The 21351-nt window shown below is 43.5% G+C and carries 17 protein-coding genes; 9 read left to right on the forward strand and 8 right to left on the reverse strand.

Annotation, left to right across the window (positions count from 1 at the left end):
• Window positions 1-8: 8 nt before the first annotated feature.
• Both ppk1 and mtgA read right to left on the reverse strand, forming a co-directional pair.
• The gene (gene ppk1, locus QL898_RS05050; RefSeq protein ID WP_290176063.1) at window positions 9-2255 is read right to left on the reverse strand and encodes a polyphosphate kinase 1; all 2247 of its coding nucleotides are present in this window, start codon (window positions 2253-2255) and stop codon (window positions 9-11) included.
• 145 nt (window positions 2256-2400) lie between these two features.
• The gene (mtgA, locus tag QL898_RS05055; protein ID WP_102093061.1) at window positions 2401-3090 is read right to left on the reverse strand and encodes a monofunctional biosynthetic peptidoglycan transglycosylase; all 690 of its coding nucleotides are present in this window, start codon (window positions 3088-3090) and stop codon (window positions 2401-2403) included.
• Window positions 3091-3387: 297 nt separating this feature from the next.
• On the opposite strand from mtgA, the gene QL898_RS05060 reads away from it, so the two are divergent.
• The 4 genes from QL898_RS05060 (at window position 3388) to QL898_RS05075 (ending at window position 7183) form a co-directional block, all read left to right on the forward strand.
• On the forward strand, window positions 3388-3696 hold the full coding sequence (locus QL898_RS05060) for a glutaredoxin family protein (protein WP_290176015.1): 309 nt from the start codon (window positions 3388-3390) through the stop codon (window positions 3694-3696).
• A gap of 56 nt (window positions 3697-3752) precedes the next feature.
• Complete coding sequence (locus QL898_RS05065) at window positions 3753-4952, forward strand: alpha-hydroxy acid oxidase (protein ID WP_290176016.1); 1200 nt, start codon at window positions 3753-3755, stop codon at window positions 4950-4952.
• Between the two features lie 197 nt (window positions 4953-5149).
• The gene (locus QL898_RS05070) at window positions 5150-6223 is read left to right on the forward strand and encodes a rhomboid family intramembrane serine protease (RefSeq protein ID WP_290176017.1); all 1074 of its coding nucleotides are present in this window, start codon (window positions 5150-5152) and stop codon (window positions 6221-6223) included.
• Between the two features lie 147 nt (window positions 6224-6370).
• Entirely contained in the window at window positions 6371-7183 is an 813-nt protein-coding gene (locus QL898_RS05075; RefSeq protein WP_290176018.1) for a MipA/OmpV family protein, read from the forward strand.
• Between the two features lie 136 nt (window positions 7184-7319).
• Here QL898_RS05075 and QL898_RS05080 read toward each other — a convergent pair whose 3' ends face one another.
• From QL898_RS05080 to fumC, 3 genes are all read right to left on the reverse strand, one after another.
• Window positions 7320-7673 carry a hypothetical protein gene (locus QL898_RS05080; RefSeq protein ID WP_290176019.1) on the reverse strand — a complete coding sequence of 118 codons (354 nt, stop codon included), beginning with the start codon at window positions 7671-7673 and terminating at the stop codon, window positions 7320-7322.
• A gap of 46 nt (window positions 7674-7719) precedes the next feature.
• Window positions 7720-8328 carry a hypothetical protein gene (locus QL898_RS05085; protein WP_290176020.1) on the reverse strand — a complete coding sequence of 203 codons (609 nt, stop codon included), beginning with the start codon at window positions 8326-8328 and terminating at the stop codon, window positions 7720-7722.
• A gap of 274 nt (window positions 8329-8602) precedes the next feature.
• Window positions 8603-10006 (reverse strand): class II fumarate hydratase, encoded by a 1404-nt coding sequence (gene fumC, locus QL898_RS05090; RefSeq protein ID WP_290176021.1) that lies wholly within the window; start codon window positions 10004-10006, stop codon window positions 8603-8605.
• 212 nt (window positions 10007-10218) lie between these two features.
• On the opposite strand from fumC, the gene QL898_RS05095 reads away from it, so the two are divergent.
• Together QL898_RS05095 and QL898_RS05100 are read left to right on the forward strand one after the other, a co-directional pair.
• Window positions 10219-10959: a 5-formyltetrahydrofolate cyclo-ligase gene (locus QL898_RS05095; RefSeq protein ID WP_227679308.1), complete on the forward strand. Its 741-nt coding sequence runs from the start codon at window positions 10219-10221 to the stop codon at window positions 10957-10959.
• Window positions 10959-11216: a hypothetical protein gene (locus QL898_RS05100; RefSeq protein ID WP_290176022.1), complete on the forward strand. Its 258-nt coding sequence runs from the start codon at window positions 10959-10961 to the stop codon at window positions 11214-11216. The genes QL898_RS05095 and QL898_RS05100 overlap by 1 nt, the downstream gene beginning before the upstream one ends.
• 99 nt (window positions 11217-11315) lie before the next feature.
• Here the strand turns inward: QL898_RS05100 and QL898_RS05105 are convergent, their stop codons facing one another.
• Window positions 11316-12677, reverse strand: a complete 1362-nt coding sequence (locus tag QL898_RS05105) for a Na+/H+ antiporter NhaC family protein (RefSeq protein ID WP_290176023.1) — start codon at window positions 12675-12677, stop codon at window positions 11316-11318.
• A 434-nt stretch (window positions 12678-13111) separates the two neighbouring features.
• On the opposite strand from QL898_RS05105, the gene lon reads away from it, so the two are divergent.
• Entirely contained in the window at window positions 13112-15715 is a 2604-nt protein-coding gene (lon, locus tag QL898_RS05110) for an endopeptidase La (RefSeq protein ID WP_290176024.1), read from the forward strand.
• A gap of 360 nt (window positions 15716-16075) precedes the next feature.
• On the forward strand, window positions 16076-16633 hold the full coding sequence (locus QL898_RS05115) for a superoxide dismutase family protein (RefSeq protein ID WP_057761216.1): 558 nt from the start codon (window positions 16076-16078) through the stop codon (window positions 16631-16633).
• Between the two features lie 224 nt (window positions 16634-16857).
• Here the strand turns inward: QL898_RS05115 and topA are convergent, their stop codons facing one another.
• Window positions 16858-19524, reverse strand: coding sequence for a type I DNA topoisomerase (gene topA / locus QL898_RS05120; RefSeq protein WP_290176025.1), 2667 nt, complete (start codon window positions 19522-19524; stop codon window positions 16858-16860).
• Between the two features lie 283 nt (window positions 19525-19807).
• Window positions 19808-20404 (reverse strand): hypothetical protein, encoded by a 597-nt coding sequence (locus tag QL898_RS05125; protein WP_290176026.1) that lies wholly within the window; start codon window positions 20402-20404, stop codon window positions 19808-19810.
• 357 nt (window positions 20405-20761) lie between these two features.
• Here QL898_RS05125 and QL898_RS05130 point away from each other — a divergent pair, with 357 nt between their 5' ends.
• Window positions 20762-21301, forward strand: coding sequence for a DUF2799 domain-containing protein (locus QL898_RS05130; RefSeq protein ID WP_290176027.1), 540 nt, complete (start codon window positions 20762-20764; stop codon window positions 21299-21301).
• Window positions 21302-21351: the final 50 nt, after the last annotated feature.

Here is a 21351-nt window from a genome sequence, read left to right on the forward strand (position 1 = left end):
TTTGCAAATTAGCTAGATTCCTCGACACGATTGATCGTTTTTAATAAATGCTCTTGTGCGACGTGTGGCTCTTCACCTGCTGCTGGCTGTAATTGCTGCCAAACGCCAGTGCCATCAAGTGTCCACGCTTGCGTATTATCCTGTAAGTAGTTAATTAAGCCATCCTGATAAATCTGCTTAAATAGCTTTTTATTCTCAATCGGGAACGCCACTTCTACACGATGGAATAGGTTACGATCCATCCAGTCTGCACTACCGCAGTATAGACGCTCATCACCATTGTTATAGAAATAATAAACGCGCGTATGCTCCAAAAACCGTCCGATAACAGAGCGCACAGTGATGTTTTCAGACAGCCCTTTTACTTGTGGACGTAGACAACACATAGACCGCAAAATAAGCTCAATCTTAACGCCTGCCTGCGAGGCATCATATAATTTATCAATGAGGCGGCGCTCAGTTAACGCATTGGCTTTAATAATGATATGAGAACGTTTACCCGCTTTGGCATGAGCGATTTCATCATCGATAAAGCTCATCAATTTCTCATGCAAAGTAAACGGTGCATGTAATAGTTTTTTGAGGTTGGCAGGTTTGCCCATGCCGGTTAGCTCTTGGAATATTTTGTGAACGTCTTCTGAGATATCAGGATCTGCACTAAACAGACCATAATCCGTATAAACCTTAGCATTGGCCGCGTGATAGTTACCGGTGCCCAGATGGACATAACGACGGATTCGGTCTTCCTCGCGGCGTACGATTAGCATGAGCTTGGCATGGGTCTTGTAACCGACGATACCGTAGACCACGACCGCGCCTGCTTCTTGTAGATAGTTGGCAACTGCGATATTAGATGCTTCGTCAAAACGCGCACGCAGCTCGATAACAGCCGTGACTTCTTTGCCATTACGAGCAGCGGCGGCAAGTGCTTTGACAATTTCTGAATTGGTGCCTGAGCGATATAGCGTTTGTTTAATTGCCAATACTTTGGGATCGCTGGCTGCTTGCCAAAGTAAATTGATAATCGGTGAGAACGCATGAAAAGGATGATGAACCAACACATCGCTCTTACGCATGGCGGCGAACATACTGGTCGATTTATCTGACTTATCCATTTCTCGGCGAAATGCCTTTGGCACAACATGAGTAAATGGCTGATAGCGTAGTGCAGGAATATTAAAGTCAAACAGCAAACGCGTTAGGTTGACTGGGCCATTGACACGGTATAGCTGATTGTCATGCAACTCAAACTCATTGAGCAGATACTCACTGATATGCGTTGGGCAATCGGTTGTGACCTCAAGGCGTACCTTGTCACCGAAGCGGCGGTTTTCAAGCTCGCCTTCTAGTGCTTTGGCAATGTCTTCGACATCATCGGCCAAATCTAAATCGGCATTACGTGTCAGCCTAAATTGATGACAGCCTGTCACACTCATCCCAGGGAACAGCTCACCGATATGCTCATGAATGATAGCGGATAGCATCACATGATGCTCTTTACCACCAGTTAGCTCATCTGGCAGACGAATCACACGCGGTAGACTACGCGGCGCAGGCACAATCGCCAAGTTGATATCACGTCCAAAGGCGTCTTTGCCTTCCAAGGTAGCGATAAAGTTTAAGCTTTTATTTACAAGACGCGGGAATGGATGCGCCGGATCAATGCTAATCGGCGTCAGTACGGGTACGACTTGCTCCGTAAAATAACGCTTCATCCATGCAGACTGATCAGCGTTTAGCTCATCACGCTTTAGGTAGCGGATATCTTCGAGCGCAAGCGCTGGCAAGATATCCTCATTGAGAATACGATACTGCTCACTGATTGCGGCATGAGTGATAATAGATATCTCGTTTAGCACTTCGCTAGGACGCATGCCATGAGCACTGGTCGATACATCACCGATGTTAAGCTTTTGCATGATGCCAGCGACACGAATCTCAAAAAACTCATCGAGATTGGATGAAAAAATAATCAAGAAAAATAAGCGTTCAAGCAATGGGTGACGCGAACTAGATGCCTGCGCTAATACTCGCAGATGAAACTGTAGTAAAGACAAATCACGATTGATATAACTGCTCGGTGAATAGCTGCCATCTGCTGAGCGTTGCCATTCAATTTCGGCCAAGTTATTTGGGCTATTATCTACACTACTATCTATACTAATCGCTTTATCAATATTGTCATTAGCGCCCTCGTTGACCTTATTAACGTTAATCATATTGTTAACATCACCGCCGCCCTGATTACTAGTCATCTCTACCACGTCACTACTCCTTTTGCGTTATCGATACGCCATCATCTTTTATCGTTCTGTCTTTTCTAGGGCATGTCCTAGTCTTATTCGAAATAGCCGAGCCTACAACAATCCGAGCCTATAACTTAGCCCTAATGCTTTATATTTATGAAGCTGCTTGCGGTAATACAGCATTTTTCATGCGTTTTTTGATAATACGTTGCTTGTTACGCAAACGCTTATCACCTTGATTGTCTTCGTAGTACTTTGGATTGGTAAGCATCGCAATCAGAAGCGCTGACTCATCTCGGTTTAGATTGGCCGCAGACTTATCGAAATAATGATGCGCTGCTGCATCAATACCATAGATACCATTACCAAACTCCGCCACATTTAGGTAAGCGGTCATAATGCGCTGCTTGTCCCATAGCGTCTCAATCATCACAGTGATGACAGCCTCTTCCGCTTTACGCACATAAGAGCGATGCGAGGTGAGGAACAAGTTCTTTGCCAATTGCTGAGTAATCGTTGAGCCACCAGCAGACATTTTGCCTGTCTCTTCATTCTTCTTTTGTGCGGCCTTAATTCCTTTAAAATCAAAACCACTGTGCTGACTAAACGTTGAGTCTTCACTCACAATCGCTGCTTGCTTGGCAGATTTGGCAATCGCATCATATTCAGCCCATGTCTGAGTGACCGTGCCGCCCGTTAGGCGATGCGTCAACATAAACATGCTGTTATTGATTGGCTGCGTTTTCCAAATTAATAATAGCCCGACGACCAATATATGGAATGCGACAACCAATAGCATAATTGCCAATAACAGACGTTTAATAAATGTGCCAAAACTTGCCATGCGCGATATCCGAGTGGTTAAAAAAGTAATAAGATAAGGTTGATACTCTATCAATGACTATGAGACATCAACTAAGCATCAATGATTGTAAACGGGCTATATATAGCCAATCATTAACTGTTGAACATTCGTCATTAATAACGATCAATAACAGGTCATCTTACCTAATCTCACAATCGCTGTCATTATTTACCCCACTTCTTTATGATGTAATGACCGTTAAAGCATTTTATGTTTTAGATAAGCGCGTGCTGAGCATCAGCGCTTTGCAATCAGTATGAAGATAAGAGACTACCCATGCACGATGATAATATAGAAGTATTACGAGCGCGTGTTATTGGAGCAAATCCAAGCCTAGACAGCACTGAAAATAACAATCAATGGTGGCTACTCGGTACCTCGGGCTGCCATTTATGTGATATCGCTGAGCAAATAATCACTCAGTTTCAGGCGGTACAACCGATTAGCTACCAACATGTCGATATTGCAGACCTTGATGAGGCGCTGATGATGGAATTTGCCACAGCTATCCCTGTGATTTTGACACCATCCAAACGATTAAACTATCCGTTTTCGGTGATGGATTTACAACAGCTGCTCGCTTAATAGCATTAGACCTATCAGAAAAACATCCTATTACGATGATGAAGTGGTGAGAAATCATGAAAGATTTAAAACCAGTACTAAAGAAAATAACAGAGATTGAAGACCTACGCCGTGTCGCCGAGCGTAAAGTGCCGCGTATGTTTTATGACTATGTCGATTCAGGCTCATGGACTGAGACCACGTATCGTAGTAATGAAACTGACTTTGACCGTATTAAGCTACGCCAACGAGTATTGGTCGATATGGACAATCGCAGTCTAGCGACACAAATGATTGGCGAGTCCGTCAATATGCCCGTTGCCATCGCTCCGACTGGGTTCACTGGTATGATGTGGGCAGATGGCGAGATTCATGCCGCGCGTGCCGCTGAAAAATTTGGCGTGCCTTTCTCGCTCTCGACCATGAGCATCTGCTCTATCGAAGACATCGCCACTCATACCAGCAAACCGTTTTGGTTTCAGTTATATGTCATGCGCGATCAAGATTATATGGCCAATCTGATTCAACGGGCCAAAGATGCCAATTGTTCAGCCCTAATATTAACTGCCGACTTGCAGGTCATGGGTCAGCGTCATAAAGACATCAAAAACGGCTTGTCTGCTCCGCCTAAACCGACACTTACCAACATCATAAACCTAATGACCAAGCCGCAGTGGTGTATGAACATGTTAGGTACCAAACGTCGTAGCTTTGGCAATATCGTCGGTCATGCCAAAGGCGTTGAAGACTTGTCCTCATTGAGCTCATGGACAGAAGAGCAGTTCGATCCACGTTTGAGCTGGGATGATGTGGCGCGTATCAAAGATATGTGGGGCGGCAAGCTCATCATCAAAGGCATCATGGAACCCGAAGATGCCATCATGGCGGCCCGTAGCGGTGCCGATGCACTGGTCGTCTCAAACCATGGAGGCCGTCAATTAGATGGTGCACTGTCTTCTATTTCTGCACTATCTGACATCGTACAAGCCGTCCATGCTGAGAATAGCGATATTGAAGTGTGGTTAGACAGTGGCATTCGCTCTGGTCAAGATGTGCTAAAAGCGATTGCGCTAGGTGCAAAAGGCACGATGATTGGTCGCGCTTTTCTCTATGGATTGGGCGCTTATGGTGAAGATGGCGTACGCCGCGCGCTCGAAATCATCTATAAAGAGTGTGATATCTCAATGGCATTCTGCGGTCATACCGATATCAATAAAGTTACGGATGATATCTTGGTAAAAGGTACTTATGAGAATCTTAAAGTTGGTAACTTTTAGAGCTATCCATTTTTAAGACCTATCCGCTTTAATGAACTATTCATTTTTAAGAACTTTTTCTAAGAACTATCTAGTTTTAAAAGCTATCAGCCATCAAGACTATGAAAACTTGTACTATGATGACCTGCGGATAAATAACATTATCTGGCCATACCCTTTATACTATATATACAACATTTTGATGATATCTCGCTTTTATGACCATTCAACAACTATTAAAAACAGCACCCGTCACTACCCTGCTATTAGCCAGCTTTATCGGGCTATTTATTATGCAGATATTGACAGGTGTCGATGCCAATAACCCCTCTACTGAGGCATTGCTTAAATGGGGTGCCAATGCGTTGCCATTTACCATGGGCGATGATCCTTGGCGCTTGGTCAGTAGTGCGTTTTTGCACATCGGTCTGATGCATTTATTGTTTAATGGGTTTGCCATGTATTTCTTTGGGCAGATTGCCGAGCCGATGTTTGGCTCAGCCAAGTTTTTGGCGTTATTTTTACTAGCGGCAATCGGTGGTAACTTACTCAATAGTTATGTGACATGGCAAAGTATTTTGGATGGCACGGGACAGCCTGGACTATCAGCTGGTGCATCAGGCGGTATCATGGGCATTGGCGCGGCATTATTAATCGCGGCACTATTTAAAATATCGGTCAATGGCATGGTACTCAATCTTAAAAGCCTGATATTTATTATGGGCATCAACCTCGTCTATGGGTTTGCTGTACCGGGTATTGATAATGCTGGTCATATCGGTGGCGCAATCACAGGACTAGTGATTGCGTTGGCTTTTGCCATTGGCTACCGTCAGCGTCTAGCCGTTGCTATACAGAATGCAGCGATTCAGCAGCAGCGCACGTTTAACCCTTATCAAACCAACTACTCATACAGTACTCACGACAACTCATCATATAACAGTCAGTATAGTGGCCAATATCGTGCACAATACGATAATCAAAGCTCGTATGATGCCACTTCTATCGACCAATCGCCTCATCTTAATGCCAATTCAACCGAGCAAGATACTGCGTTTGCCAACAATGAAACGAATACAGCAGACATATATGCTGAAAGCGTTACTGCTAACAATTCACCGTTAAGTAATGAAGCTGTTCATAAGAGTATCGAACCCAAAGCACTTAAAAAGCCTTCTATTATTTGGCAGCTATTACCATGGCTTGCGATGTTACTTATCAGCATTAGTTTTGTCTGGTGGTGGCAAGATATTCATCAGCAATTACTGCAAGTACTAAAAGCCATTGAGTAAATGCTCATACTTATCTATCATTGCTATATAGACTCCAAAAACAGCATACTGACCTATATTACTGATTCGTTTTATTGCTTACTCTTTTGAACACGTTTTGCTTAATCGCACCACTCAGTTATTTATACTCACTTACGAGATCCAATTATGTTAAAACTTGCAGCGCTACCTAATATCTCTACACGTACTATGTTTAGCGCGTTTACCGCTACTGCACTATTTAGTGTGGCTAGCCTGTCTAACGCCGCACTTTTTAATGATAACCTGCCGACTGACAAAGATGCTGAGCTCAGCGTTGGGGTCAATGTCATGGCGGTCAAATCAGCCTATGATCTCGAAGACAGTACTGAAGTGCGCGTGCTACCAGGTGCATTTTATGACAATAACAAAGTCTATGTACGCGGTGCACAAGCTGGTGCATATCTGATCAATGATGGTGTCAATCAGTTATCTGCCTATGCCAAGCTTGCGGGTTCTGAGTTTGAACCTGATGATGCCAATGGTGCACTACAAGGTTTGGATGAGCGTAAATCATCAGCAGAAGCAGGTCTAAGCTACCAGCGTCGTACCGCTATCGGTGGCATCCGCGCGCAAATAGGTGCTGATGTATTAGATCGTAGTGGCGGTAACACGGCTCGCTTGACTTACCTTTCTAGAATTACTAAAGGCAAGCTAACGGTCTATCCAAGCATTGGCTTTGAATATCATGATGCTGACTATAATGAATACTACTATGGCGTCAGTGAAAAAGAGTCAGCAGAGACAGGCGTTGACGCTTATCAATCCAACTCAAGCCTGAATCCGTATATCAACATTAGCGCTAACTATGACTTTAATGAGCGCTGGGCAGGATTTGCCAATCAAAGCGTAAGCTATGTACCAAATGAGCAGTACGATAGCCCAATGGTCGACTCGCGTACTGAAGCAGCGACGACACTTGGTTTACTTTATAAGTTCTAATTGAGATTAGATGTTTGATATGAAAAAGACCTTACCGCGTGATGTGGTAAGGTCTTTTTCATATCAAACTCATATTAAACACGCTGGGTATTAATTCAACCTTAATTCAATAAATTGTAGTATTTAATTACTTTTCCTACTCTAAAATACTGCCATCAACCCAACGATACTTTCTTATAAGTGATTCTGTTTTCGTCTCAAACCTTCTTTCATCTTCAGATATAACAGCTTTCAACAACCAACCTGCATCTATACCAGCTGATTTTACAGAATCTTCTTTATCTTTGTGCTTTTCATATAGTTCAATCAAAGGCGTTCCTTGCCAATGAAAATTATCACCACCCATCAAATCTCTTAACGAAAACCATTCATCTTTTCTATTCTTACACCAGCAATATACACCACCTTGCAGGAAAGCCTTTATTTTACCTTTCTGCTCTTTGGTAATTTGATAGACGTCGTGTATTCTATGACCTTCATCTACAAACATAACTCATCCTTAGTTTTTGATTAAAAATATGAAGTCAATAAGTATCTTAGACAGCGATTTCATCTAAGATTTTTTGACCATCAGGCATGCTGGATCTTGTCTGAAGAAAAACCACATTACGATCAAGAATTTTTTTAATTTTCGATGCTGATATTGGTGATTCTAAGACTACGAAATCTATTAACTTTTGATAATGACATTGATTTTTTTCACCTTCATAGTCTTTTTTAAGCGTTTCTCCTGAACCTTTTCCATAAGCTACGATACCTACGCCATTCTCGTACAGAAAAACGGTGTCATTTTTTTGGATTTTGTTTATTTCAAGTTTCCAATCACCGTAATACGCAGCCGCTATACCTTGGCCTAACATCTCTTTTTGAGCATTTAAATCATGTCTTTTATTAGTGTTTAAAACATGAAAATTTGTAGATATTGAGTCTTTAATTTCGTTATTTTCAAGAACACCTTCTGCAACCTTGATCCCTTCTTCTATCAAATCAAGCATGACATCCTGCTTTGAGATTGACAGATATTCTGCAAGATCTTCGATGGCTAATTGAAGTTCTTTTGGAATACGTACTGTAGTTGCAACAAACTCACTTTTAATTTTCTTTGCTTTCTGGGTCTCAATAATCTTACTTGTTATGTCTGACATGTTTATACACCTCTACGCTGATTTGTAGACACTATATATTTAAATCCAAAATAAATCAAACCAGATTTATTTAAAAATCAAAAATAAATCTGGTTTGATTTAAAGTAAAAAAAGACCTTGTCACATTCTCGTATAAGAAGTGACAAGGTCTTTTTATTTCTAAGCTCTAAGTGGAACAAATATGAATGCTGCTACCAGAAAGACAATTGCAAATGGTACTTATCGTACATTAAGCGAGTCTGAAGCCGTAACAGGTCATTATTTGGTCTACTGCTTACTTAGGATGTACCATATCAGCAGGAATGACCCACTCATCAAACTGAGCTTCAGTTAATAGCTCTAGCTCAACCGCCACTTGCTTCAAAGTCTTGTTTTCTTTATAAGCCGTCTTAGCGATTTTTGCGGCATTTTCATAACCAACATGACGGTTCAATGACGTGACTAGCATCAATGAGTTGTGCAAGAAGTCATCGATTTTGTCTTTTACTGGCTCGATACCAACGGCACAGTTTTCGTTGAAGCTGTTGCAAGCATCGCCAAGCAATTTGATAGACTGTAACAAGTTAAACGCGATAACTGGCTTATAAACGTTTAGCTCAAAGTTACCTGACGCACCAGCCATGCTGATAGTCGTGTCGTTACCCATGACCTGAGCGACAACCATGGTCATTGCTTCTGACTGCGTTGGGTTTACTTTACCCGGCATGATAGAAGAGCCTGGCTCATTTTCAGGAATCGTCAACTCGCCCAAACCACAACGAGGACCTGATGCCAACCAACGTACGTCGTTCGCGATTTTGTTTAAGCTAGCGGCTAGCGTTTTTAGTGCGCCTGAGGCAAATACTTCGGCATCACGAGCGGCTAGTGCCTCAAATTTGTTTGGTGATGTGACGAATGGCAAGCCAGTCAAGGTTGATAGTTGCTCAGCTGATTTTACCGCATAGTCAGGATGGGCGTTTAGACCAGTACCAACCGCAGTGCCGCCTAGTGGCAATTCATATAGACCTTGTAGCGCGTTGTCGATACGAGTTAATGAATGGTCAAGTTGGCTCACATAGCCGCTGAACTCTTGGCCTAAGGTCAAAGGCGTGGCGTCTTGTAAGTGCGTACGACCGATTTTTACGATGCTATCAAACTCTTTCGCTTTTTTATCAAGGGTATCGCGCAATGCTTGTACCGCTGGAATCAACAAGCTGTTGATCTGACGCGCAGCCGCCACACGAATCGCCGTTGGGAAGCTGTCGTTGGTAGACTGTGCATGATTGACATGGTCATTTGGGTGAATTGGCGTGTAGCTGCCGCGCTCAGAACCAGCTATTTCGTTGGCACGGTTGGCGAGTACTTCGTTCATGTTCATGTTTGACTGGGTGCCAGAACCTGTCTGCCATACAACCAACGGAAACTGATCGACCAGACCACCATTGATGATTTCGTCAGCGGCTTGTACGATGAGATCACGCTTGTCACCTTCGATACGCTCTAGGCTTGCATTGGTAATCGCAGCGGCTTTTTTGACCAGTGCCATCGCTTCAATCATTGGACGCGGCAAAGTCTCGCCACCGATTTTGAAGTTTTCGCGGCTACGCTGAGTTTGCGCACCCCAATAAGCATCAGCTGGGACTTCTACGTTGCCCATGGTGTCTTTTTCGGTACGAGTTGCCTGATTCTGTGTCGACATAACTACCCTCTTTACTGGTTTGTTGTTAGATAACTGAACGATAAAAAGTGCAACAGCTGCTGCACATAAACGGAAATACGATGTAAAGTGGCGTTATGATAGCATGACTAAGGCGTGTTGAATATTCACAAATAGCCTTGAGCAATACCTAAAAACGAATGTCTAAAAACACCTGTCACCATCAATCTAATACTTCATTGGATGGGATACCTATGCACTCTAAAATTATGCACTCTGAAACCATGAACCCTAAACCAATACGACCTGAGCCAAATAACTTTGATTCAAACAACCTTGATCCAAATAATTCGGATTCAAAAAATGCTGAACCATCCGAAGCTGTCATCAGTAATCCGCCTAGACGGCACTTTACTCGCCAACGTCGCCAGTTAACTGATGGCGAACGTAGACAACTTGCTCAGTCTGCGAGCTTACATTTGACCAAACTACAGCAGCGATTGCCTACACATGCACGTATTGGGCTTTATTATGATGGATTTGGTGAGCTACCTACTCAGCTAATATTAGACTGGTGTCAACGCTTAGGCTATTTACCTTATTTACCAGTCGTCGGATCACTTGGTCGTGCTAGCAATGGCAGCGATGATAAACGATTGCGCTTTGTACCTGTTTATCATTCAAAACTGGTCAATGTCCCCACTCGCATTCATCAATTAGGTATGAAGCAAAACCACAGCCGCGCTCTATTATGGGCCTCAGAACTAGACGTGATTATTTGTCCACTGGTGGCAGTAGACCTAAACGGCAACCGTATGGGCATGGGTGGCGGGTTCTATGATACAACGCTTGGTAACAGCTATCGTTCAGGGGCTTCAAGGCCGTTAAAAATTGGCTGGTGCTATGATTTTCAAGTGGTTGAACAATTAGCGCGTCAACCGTGGGATGTGCCTTTAGACAGCTTAATTACCCCAAGCGGCATAAGGTGGTTTTGATGAAAAATAACAATAAAAAATTTGAAAAAGACTCTAGCGCTGCTGATTCCAGTGCAGACAGTGTGGATGAATATTTGCAAACATTAGGCAATGAGGACGCTAGGGAGCTGCGTTACTACAGTCAAGAGCAACCTTTTAGCGCTGAGGAGATGACAAGGCTAGTCAATGAAGAGCGCTTAAATGAATTGCTCGCGCAAAGCGATGCGTTTTTGAGTAGTTTGAATGGTGAGATAAATGATTTTGATGATGAGTATTAAAAAACATATTAATTAAGCAATAAAGAGAAATAAAAAAGGCGAGCATAGCTTATAGCTATACTCGCCCTTTATATCAGACCCAATCATTCAAATCATTTACTACAGCACCATCGCTGCAATCCAACCAAAGGCCAGTAGCGGAATATTGTAATGCAAGAATGTCGGTATCACACTGTCTTTAATATGGTCGTGTTGACCATCGATATTTAGACCAGAGGTTGGTCCTAATGTCGAATCTGACGCTGGCGAACCCGCATCACCCAGCGCGCCCGCCGTACCTATAATCGCTACAGTTGCTAATGGTGAAAACCCTAACGAGATACATAGCGGTACATAAATCGCGGCCAGAATCGGAATGGTCGAGAATGACGAGCCGATACCCATGGTCACAATCAAACCAATGAGTAGCATGATAAATGCGGCCATTGCTTTGTTACCAGCGAACAGTGATGCTGCCCCATCGACTAATGGCTGAATCTGCTCAGTCGCCTTCATTACTTCAGCAAAACCTTGCGCGGTAATCATAATAAAGCCAATCATCGCCATCAGCTTGATACCGTCATTAAAGACGCCGTCAGCATCACGCCACTTCACCACGCCAGTCGCCATAAACACACCAAAGCCAAACATTGAGCCCAGTAGTAGCGAATCAGTATATAGCTGCACCACAAAAGCAGTCACGATAGCAGCCAGTGCAACCAGTGTCTTTAGCTTGCTTTGCGACTGTGCGCCAGCAGCAGTTTTGCTTAATGCATCACCTTCTACTACGGCATCATGCGCTTGCTGATCTATCGAAATCTGCTGATATGCGCGTGGCTTACGGTAGCTGATAAATACGGCAACCAGCAAACCAATTAGCATACCCAATGCAGGAATCGCCATGGCTTGCACCACAGAAATATTGGCAACATCAATACCCGCTTCACCCACGTTTTTTAGCATAATCTGATTGAGGTAGATATCACCAAAACCATAAGGAATAAACATATAGGTGGTGACTAGCCCGAAAGTAATCAGACAAGCAATCAGGCGTCTATCAATCTGCATTCGATTGAATGCTAGTAGTAATGGCGGTACCAGTAGCGGAATAAAGGCAATATGAATAGGGATTAAGTTTTGACTAAAGCAGCTCATGGTAATGAGGCCTGCAAACAGCATGTACTTAATCATGCCACTCGTGCCCGCAGCATCAATACGCTTGATAACCGCGCCTGCCAACGATTGCGGTAATCCCGAATGAGCAATCGCTACCGCAAACGCTCCAAGCAATGCATACGACAACGCAATCTCTGCGCCATTACGGATGCCTTCTTGAAAGGCATTGAGCGTATCAGTAATACCAAGCCCTGCTAGCAGTCCACCTGCCAGCGCCCCGATTAATAAACTGAGCACCACGTGCACTCGCGAAAGTGACAGTCCTAGCATGATAATAACTGCTAGCAATACTGCATTGATGGCCATGTGTTGCCCCTTGTTCTTTATACTTTGGTCTTAATGAGACCTATGAATATTGAAACTAATGAATATCGCCCTGTTGTCTAAAACGTCTCAATATGAGAGCCTGTTTTAGACGCGCGCCAGTTTACCTTATTTTGGGTATAAAGCCTACGCATAGAACCGATTAGGCATCAACATAGGTAGCCAAATACCACCTATACATCTAAACCCTCTTCTATAATTTCTGACTGTCTTTATCCTTCACAGACCAGTTATACCGTTGACGACATGTCATTGGTAACATTGATTGCATTAATAACTGGGCACTCAGACAACTATTTAACAAAGATAAGCAGACGACTTCACCAATCAGCCTTGCAATTTTTTTCGTGAGCACCATTTATCTAAACATGAACCACGAACTTGACTTTACAAGTCTGGGGAACGAGGAAAAACATATGAGTGAACATAATATTGATAAAGACAACATCGACATCGATGTATCATCTGCCCTTAACACTGACACGACGTCTGATGTAAATACTGACACTGACGCTAACATAAGTACTGACGCGAATAATGAGACAGAAAGCTCATCTACGGATGCGTCAAATGCCTCATCCAACGCTGTCAAAGACAATGAAGATGAAAGCTATCTGCCACTGCTAGCATTACGCGACGTCGTCGTTTATCCACATATGCAAATTGCACTGTTTGTGGGACGCGCACCATCGGTGAAAGCGGTTGAGTTGGCACAGGCTGAGTATGGCAACAAAGTACTGGTAGTCGCGCAAAAAGACTCACTGACCGAAGATATTGATCAAGATAACTTGTATCAGTACGGTACGGTGTGTCGCATCGTCAGCACCATGCCACATGACAGCGATGAGAACTGCATTAAAGTATTGATCGAAGGTCAATACCGCGCTCGTGTCGATAATATAGAAGGCCATGACGATTTATTGATGGCGAGATTTGAGCGTGCCGATCTTGATGTCAGCATGGATGAGAGCCAACAGAAAAACACCATTCAAGCGTTAACCACATTATTCGAAAGCTATGCAGATGCGCGACTTCGCAATGCACGTGAGCTGACTCGTGTGGCCAAACGTATCGACGACTTGCTTGAGTTGGTTTATTTCATCTCAACTCGTGTGTCGATGGATCTTGATATCAAACAGTCTTTCTTAGAAGAAGACGATATCAAAACGCATATCAATACTTTGACTGAATATCTGGTTAAGCAAAGTGCTGAGCAAAACATCGAACAAGATATCCAAGATGCTGTCCGTCAGCAGATGGAAGACAATCAGCGCGAATACTTCTTAAATGAGAAGATGAAAGCCATCAAAAATGAGCTGTCAGATATGAATGACGGCGCGTTCGATGGTGAAGATGATGTGGCTGAGTTAGAACAGCGTTTAGAAGATGCCGACCTGCCAGAAGATGTGCGCAAAAAAGCTGAGCAAGAGTTCAAAAAGCTCAAAATGATGCCACCTGCATCAAGCGAATCGTCAGTGGTACGTAATTATATTGAATGGATTTTGGACACGCCGTGGAATGCGACGACTAAAGTATCTATTAATTTAGACAAAGCTAAGACGGTATTAGACGAAGATCATTATGGCTTGCAAGATGTGAAAGACCGCATCTTAGAATATCTCGCCGTGCAATCACGCGTGAAAAAACTTCGTGGCCCGATTCTATGTCTCGTCGGTCCTCCAGGTGTCGGTAAAACCTCACTAGGCGAATCTATCGCCCGTGCCACGGGTCGTAAGTTTGTGCGTATGGCACTTGGCGGCGTACGTGATGAAGCAGAGATTCGTGGTCATCGCCGTACCTATATCGGTGCGATGCCGGGTAAAATCGTTCAGTCTCTTGCAAAAGTAGAAGTCAAAAACCCATTATTCTTATTGGATGAAATCGATAAGATGGCGCAAGACTTCCGCGGTGATCCAGCATCAGCGTTGCTTGAAGTATTGGATCCATCACAGAACGATACGTTTAACGACCATTATTTAGATATGGACTTAGATTTGTCGCAAGTGATGTTCATCTGTACTGCCAACAGTATGGATATTCCGCCTGCGCTGCTTGACCGTATGGAAGTTATTCGCTTGCCGGGTTATACCGAAGAAGAAAAAGTTAATATTGCACAGAAATACCTAGTACCAAAAGCCATTAAACAAAACGGTCTTAAAGAAGGCGAAATTGAGATTGTTGAAGCGGCATTGCACAGCATCGTACGTAGCTATACCCGTGAAGCAGGTGTGCGTAACCTTGAGCGTGAAGTGAACAAAATCTGCCGTAAAGTGGTTCGCGGTTCGGTTGAAACTCATGGTGCTCGCGCTCCGAAAAAAGCAGAACGTCAGCTAGTGACAGTCGATGACAAAAACATCGATGACTATCTAGGTGTGCATCAGTATGACTACGGTCTGGCTGAAGAAGAGCCTGAGATTGGTCGTATTACTGGTCTTGCATGGACTCAGGTCGGCGGTGAGCTATTGACCATCGAAGCGGTCGGCATGAAAGGAAAAGGCGAGCTTAGCTTTACTGGTTCACTAGGCGATGTGATGAAAGAGTCGATTCGCGCAGCCATGAGTGTGGTTCGTGCTCGCGGTGATAGCTTAGGTATCGATTACGAGACGTTTAAAACAACAGACGTCCATGTCCATATGCCAGAGGGTGCGACGCCAAAAGACGGCCCATCTGCTGGTGGTGCACTGACGACAGCGCTCGTCTCTGCGTTGACAGGTATCGCTATCCGTCCAGATATTGCGATGACAGGTGAGATTACCTTACGCGGTAAAATCCTACGTATTGGCGGTCTCAAAGAGAAGTTGCTTGCTGCACATCGCGGCGGTATCAAGCACGTCTTGATCCCAGCGACCAATGAGCGTGATCTGGCTGACATCCCTGATAACGTCAAAGAAGGCTTAACCATTCAGCCAGTCGCTACGATTGAGGAAATATTAAAGGTTGCTTTGGTGAGTATGCCAACACCAATCAAACCTGCCAAAGTGACTGTTGATAAAACCTCTGGTAAAGCACTGCACAATTAATTGACCCTTTATTAAGCCAGTTCTATAGATTAGGAAGCCGCTCATCACAATGATGGGCGGCTTTTTTATGCCTGTTTATTATTTATTTGCTTGCAATTCATATCCTTCTTAGTAGGTTCCTCACATACTTAAAGCCATTTAATTTCAAAATTATTTATGCTATTTCGTTTTTCAAACCCATACGTTACTTACATTTATTAACTGATTGTTGCGCATTTGATGAATAACTATAGCGTTAGCTTGGCTATACTGACTCCGATGTTAACGAATATTGACACCGATTTTTATAGAACAATAACGATAGATATTCGTGGCTTTAATGAAGATTGAAAATAACAACTCAAACAATTGGAGATAATAATGAATAAGACATTACTTGCAAGTACCCTATTATGCGGTTCGGCGTTAGCAATGACTGGTTGCCAAACGGTAGAAAGCCAAATGCAAACGGGCAATCCTTTAGCACAGCCAACGCTAAAATCAACCATACAAACAGTAGATGGTAAGAAGAAAGAAGTTGGTCAAGTTTTCTTACGTCCAGTTGATGGTGGCGTCCAAGTTTACGGTAAACTCACTAATCTACAGCCAGGCAGAACTGTTTCATTACATATCCACGAAACAGGTAGCTGTGACGTCATGGGTAAAGCAGCAGGCGGTCACTTCAATCCAGACAACAAGCCACACTCTAATCCAGATGATATGAATGGTCATGCTGGTGACTTGCCAAACTTAACTGCTAATGAAGATGGTGTTGCTACTATTAACTATGTGAATAAGAAAATTGCAGCGACTGAAGCAGGTAAATATAGCGTAAATCGTTTGGCCTTTATCGTACATGCTGGCGTTGACGACTATACCAGTCAGCCTTCAGGTAATGCAGGCGATCGTATTGGTTGCGGTATCATCGTAAAAAACTAATACTGTGCAAACATATGAATTTAGGCTAAGTCTGCAAACGTAGAAATGGCTTAAAAGAAATATTATAAGCACAAAAAAACCCTCTTAAATTATAAGAGGGTTTTTTATTGGAAGTAATTATTAGGTTTGTTTAAGCCAATAAAAGAAAGACCAATGCAAATTGTACCTTTAGTACATTAAATGAGTCTGACGCTATAAAAGCACTATATTGGATGTAACAATAGTTACTCCTCTACCCATTCACCTTTACGCCAGTAAACACCCCAACGTGTGGCCTTGCCGTTTTTCTCAGAGCCGATATACTGCTCTTTTTTCTTACGTGACCAGCGCAATATGGTTGGGTTGCCTTCAGGATCCTCATCTGGCCCTGCAAACAAATACTGGAACTTATCTTCCATTTTATCTTTAATTTCTCGTAGCTCAGCCAGCTTTGGCGGACGTGTCTCGCGCACTTTTGGGAACTTAGATGCTGCCAAGAACATCCCAGCCGCCCCTTCACGCAAGATGAAGTAATCATCATGCTTGGTTGACTTGAGCTCTGGCAGATGAATTGGATCCATACGCGGCGGCGCAGCTTCGCCTGTTTTTAGTACTTTACGCGTGTTATCACAGTTTTGACAAGCAAAATACGGACCAAAGCGTCCTGTTTTAAGCTCCATCTGCCCATCGCACTTATTACAGTCAATAGTTGGTGCATCTGAGCCAGGTACTTCAAATTTGCCTTCTTCTAGAATATAACCATCGCAATCAGGGTTGTTACCGCAAATGTGTAGTTTGAGTCCACCATCGACGATATAACCATTCATCGCCGTACCACATTTCGGACAGCGTTTTTTCTCCATCAAATCTTTAACTTCTGCCGCTTCGTCATCACCTTCCGCATCATCTAGATTGGCAAATGCTTCGACTGGCATTAGATTTTTGGTGCCTTTACAGCGCTCTTTTGGCGGTAAGTTATAACCAGTACAGCCTAAGAATACGCCTGTTGAGCCTGTGCGCAACTGCATCGGACGATCACAGATATCGCAATGGACATCTGGCACGTCAGTCGGATCGTTTGGACGCATGCCGTCTTTTTCTTTGGCACGCTCTAGAGTCGTTTTAAACTCACCATAGAAATTATCGAGCACGTCTTTCCAGTCTTGCTCACCCTCGGCGACATGATCGAGCTTGTCTTCAAGCGCAGCAGTAAAGGTATAATCCATCAAATCTGGGAAGCTAGCCGTCAATCTATCGGTGACGATATCACCCATTTTTTCGGCAAACAGACGCTTATTCTCAAGCTTCACATAACCACGATCCTGAATGGTCGAGATGATTGAGGCATACGTCGATGGACGACCAATGCCTTTCTTCTCAAGCTCTTTTACTAGACTGGCTTCAGTATAGCGAGGCGCAGGCTTAGTAAAGTGCTGACTTGGATCAAGTTTATCTAGGTTTAATTTGTCGCCTTTTTTGACATCTGGCAATAACGTATCGTCAGTCTTGGCTGGTGGCATCACTTTTGTATAGCCATCAAACACCATGGTACGACCGCGCGCTTTTAACTCGATATCGCTTGCACCGACAAACAGGTTCACTGATAGATATTTGGCAGGCAACATCTGACACGCCACAAACTGACGCCAGATCAACTCATACAAGCGAATAGCATCGCGCTCAACACCTTTGAGCTGCGTTGATTTCATATTGACATTAGAAGGACGAATCGCTTCATGCGCCTCTTGTGCACCTTGCTTGTTACCATAGAAATTTGGTTTTTCGGGCACATATTTTGTGCCATAACTGTCTTCGATATGACCTCGGACAGCAGCAAGCGCATCGCCTGATAAGAACGTCGAGTCGGTACGCATATAAGTAATATAACCCGCTTCGTATAGACGCTGCGCTAAGATCATGGTTTTCTTAACAGAGAATCCTAAGCGCGTGCTAGCAGCCTGTTGCAAAGTTGAGGTGATAAAGGGCGCACTTGGACGTGATTGCGTTGGTTTTTCTTCACGCTCTTTAACGATAAAATCGCTTGCTTTGAGTATCTCAAGCACTCTATCAGTCTGCTCTTTATTACCAAGTTTTAGAGTTTTGCCGCCTTGTTTGGTCGCCTCTAAACGAATACCGATTTGTTCGGCATCTGATGTTTTGTTAGCCTTGTCATTGGCAATGTGCGTATCAGCATGAATTTGCCAGTATTCTTCTGGAATGAACGCGCGAATTTCATGCTCACGCTCGACGACCAAACGCATGGCGACTGACTGTACACGGCCAGCTGATAGTCCGCGAGCAATCTTTTGCCATAGTAGCGGCGATACCATAAACCCAACCACACGGTCTAAGAACCTGCGTGCTTGCTGCGCGTTCACGCGGTCAATATCTAATTTTGAAGGCTGTTTAAACGCACTTTGGATAGCTGACTTGGTAATCTCGTTAAAGACCACACGTTGATACTTGCTATCAGGGCCGCCAATGACTTCTTTTAAATGCCAAGCAATCGCTTCCCCTTCTCTATCCATATCCGTTGCTAGATAGATTTTATCAGCGTCTTTGGCTAATGCTTTAAGCTCTTTAATGACTTTGGTTTTGTTTGGTAGTACTTCATAGACTGCCGCCCAGTCATGCTCTGGATCTACACCCATGCGGCGTACCAGTGCTTGCTGCGCTTTTTCTTCTTTGGTCAGACTGTCATCTTTTTTAGCGGCCGTTGCTTTCTTTGCGCTTTTGCTCGCACTGACCGGCAAATCACGGACGTGACCGATACTTGAGCGTACGATAAAGTCATCACCAAGGTATTTATTAATCGTTTTTGCCTTGGCTGGTGATTCTACAATCACCAAAGACTTACCCTTTGGGCTGTCAGCAGCTGGTGCTGGACTTTTTTTGGTTGTGGTTTTTGCCATGTTTGACGACACCATAATATAAGTAAATTAAAAGTAAGGTTAAATTCAGCAGCACGGCAATTTATGGAAGCGGATACTCATGGTTTGGCCATGGTTCAGCTATTTATAGTAATAATCGCTGCTGATAAAAAAGGTTATAAAACAAATAATAACCATAAAATAAAGATATAGTTATAAAGACGTTACACTGCTAAGCGTTAAACTGTCAACTTTAAATAATTTGAATATGACAAACCGCTTGCATATTGCCCTTTAATGGAGACGAAAAAACGCTTTACTAGGTTTATGCTTGTTTTTGCATCTGTAGCGCCCACTTCTCAAGGTTTTCTTTGAGCACTAATAAGTCCGCTTCGATCCGTTTTTGATGGTACGTAGGATTAGATGCTGGACGTACATAAGCAATATCTTCCCAATAAATAATAATGCTATTTGCCTTGGTCAATAGACCTTTAACAAACGGTTCAATACTTACCGGCAAATCTAACGGCACTTGATCCAAGCTAAAATCAGTTTTTTTGACCGTCGGATTATTGCTGATTTGACTAGAACGAATCGCACTGGGAATAGTAAGCGTCTTATCATCTGTACTGGTATCGACAAAACTGCTTTCTGGTCGCCACTGTCCATCAATCACTTGATAACGGGTATGCGGCAGTTTAGTGTCTTCAAATATCAGGCAGTATTGTCCAAGCATACCGCGGCCATACTCATTATCCTTCCCCTTTATCCAATCAGGGCACGAAACGAGCTTTGGATTGAGCTGTAAACGACGCGCGGTCATACGTAGCTTATCCAAACGCTGATCGATACCGTTCGGTTTGAGCGCCATCATACTCCCTAATACGAATAGTACAATGATAACGCCAATCAATGTTCCCATGATGGTCTGGCCTTTTGACTAAATGAAAAAGATACTAAGAGATATAGAGGTAAATATCGCTAGTGAACCGTTATTTATAAATAGTACATATAGATTTGCGATTAGCAGGATAATAAACAACGATATATAAGGGCTTATAATGAGCACGAACCATTAAAAATCAAGCGTTGTCGTCCAATCGCGGTGCAACAAGCGCTTCTAAAGCATATGACAATTTAGCAAGTTACGCTATTAAATCAATTATTTAGCGTATATAAACTTACCGAGTACAGTACGCTATAAAAACCAGATACGAAAAGTGGTCAGCGCAAAAAAGTGCTATGATAAACCATAATTTTAAACGCGCGCAGGTTTATTATGAATTATCTTATTGAGTCAAACTCATCGGGCGCTTATCACGCTCGCAAGCTGACAAGTAAAGTCATGAGCAAAGCAGGCATGAGCTTATCGCTACTTGGCGCGGTCGTACTGACATTATCGGGCTGTGCCACGACTCAGAGCCTAACGCCGCAGCAGTGTCAAAGCAGTAACTGGCAAGAAGTCGGCTATGCTGATGGCTCGCAAGGACGTTCAGGTGCCTACTTCGGTCACTATACCAATAGCTGCGCTAGTGTCGGCGGTGCTAGCCCTAACCGTATCCAATGGGAGCAAGGCCGTCAACAAGGTCTCAGAAACTACTGTACCGAGCTGAATGCTTATAAGCTCGGTCGCGAAGGCTATGACTGGCAACCTGTCTGTCCGTTAGAAGGTATTGAGAAGTTAGAAGAAGCCTACTCTCAAGGGCGCTACTACTATATCCGTCAGCGCGATCTCGACTACTTACGCTCACCTTACCCATTTGGCTACAGACATGCAGGTTTTGGTTACGGCTATCGTCCATTTGGCTACGGTTGGTAAAAAAAGAAAACCTCACTAACGACTTAATTTGAGGTTTAAGTAGTTAATGA

Origin of the sequence: Psychrobacter sp. APC 3279, assembly GCF_030407795.1 — a bacterium.
Lineage (GTDB): Bacteria > Pseudomonadota > Gammaproteobacteria > Pseudomonadales > Moraxellaceae > Psychrobacter.

Bases quoted from the DNA above. Each gene is read 5' to 3' on its own strand.
- QL898_RS05115 (WP_057761216.1), top strand. From the start codon at position 16,076: ATGAATAAGACATTACTTGCAAGTACCCTATTATGCGGTTCGGCGTTA.
- QL898_RS05080 (WP_290176019.1), bottom strand. From the start codon at position 7,673: ATGTTTGTAGATGAAGGTCATAGAATACACGACGTCTATCAAATTACC.
- lon (WP_290176024.1), top strand. From the start codon at position 13,112: ATGAGTGAACATAATATTGATAAAGACAACATCGACATCGATGTATCA.
- QL898_RS05130 (WP_290176027.1), top strand. From the start codon at position 20,762: ATGAATTATCTTATTGAGTCAAACTCATCGGGCGCTTATCACGCTCGC.
- QL898_RS05105 (WP_290176023.1), bottom strand. From the start codon at position 12,677: ATGGCCATCAATGCAGTATTGCTAGCAGTTATTATCATGCTAGGACTG.
- topA (WP_290176025.1), bottom strand. From the start codon at position 19,524: ATGGCAAAAACCACAACCAAAAAAAGTCCAGCACCAGCTGCTGACAGC.
- mtgA (WP_102093061.1), bottom strand. From the start codon at position 3,090: ATGGCAAGTTTTGGCACATTTATTAAACGTCTGTTATTGGCAATTATG.
- ppk1 (WP_290176063.1), bottom strand. From the start codon at position 2,255: ATGACTAGTAATCAGGGCGGCGGTGATGTTAACAATATGATTAACGTT.
- QL898_RS05125 (WP_290176026.1), bottom strand. From the start codon at position 20,404: ATGGGAACATTGATTGGCGTTATCATTGTACTATTCGTATTAGGGAGT.
- fumC (WP_290176021.1), bottom strand. From the start codon at position 10,006: ATGTCGACACAGAATCAGGCAACTCGTACCGAAAAAGACACCATGGGC.
- QL898_RS05065 (WP_290176016.1), top strand. From the start codon at position 3,753: ATGAAAGATTTAAAACCAGTACTAAAGAAAATAACAGAGATTGAAGAC.
- QL898_RS05070 (WP_290176017.1), top strand. From the start codon at position 5,150: ATGACCATTCAACAACTATTAAAAACAGCACCCGTCACTACCCTGCTA.
- QL898_RS05100 (WP_290176022.1), top strand. From the start codon at position 10,959: ATGAAAAATAACAATAAAAAATTTGAAAAAGACTCTAGCGCTGCTGAT.
- QL898_RS05095 (WP_227679308.1), top strand. From the start codon at position 10,219: ATGCACTCTAAAATTATGCACTCTGAAACCATGAACCCTAAACCAATA.
- QL898_RS05060 (WP_290176015.1), top strand. From the start codon at position 3,388: ATGCACGATGATAATATAGAAGTATTACGAGCGCGTGTTATTGGAGCA.
- QL898_RS05075 (WP_290176018.1), top strand. From the start codon at position 6,371: ATGTTAAAACTTGCAGCGCTACCTAATATCTCTACACGTACTATGTTT.
- QL898_RS05085 (WP_290176020.1), bottom strand. From the start codon at position 8,328: ATGTCAGACATAACAAGTAAGATTATTGAGACCCAGAAAGCAAAGAAA.